Here is a 326-nt window from a genome sequence, read left to right as displayed (position 1 = left end):
CAAGTTTTGGCGAAGCCTGCTTCGGTTACACCTCATACGAGATTTAAAGCAGAGGCTTACATTTTGACGAAAGATGAAGGTGGTCGTCATACTCCGTTTTTCACGAATTATCGTCCTCAGTTTTATTTCCGTACTACGGATGTAACGGGAATTGTTACGCTTCCAGAAGGTACAGAGATGGTTATGCCTGGTGATAATGTTGCTATGGATGTCTCTCTGATTGTTCCAATTGCCATGGAAGAAAAACTTCGTTTTGCTATCCGTGAAGGTGGTCGTACTGTTGGTGCAGGTATCGTTTCTAAGATCATTGAGTAAATAATGGTTGT

At 42.0% G+C, this 326-nt stretch carries 1 pseudogene; it reads left to right on the top strand.

The annotated features are described in order from the left end of the window. Positions 1–315: pseudogene (tuf, locus tag ACFINZ_RS11150) on the top strand (elongation factor Tu); the annotation flags it as partial. Between the last annotated feature and the right edge of the window lie 11 nt (positions 316–326).

Origin of the sequence: Bartonella sp. AA81SXKL (genome assembly GCF_042196945.1) — a bacterium.
Lineage (GTDB): Bacteria > Pseudomonadota > Alphaproteobacteria > Rhizobiales > Rhizobiaceae > Bartonella.
Note: the sequence above shows the minus strand (reverse complement) of the source record. Positions and strands in the feature narration are given on the sequence as shown.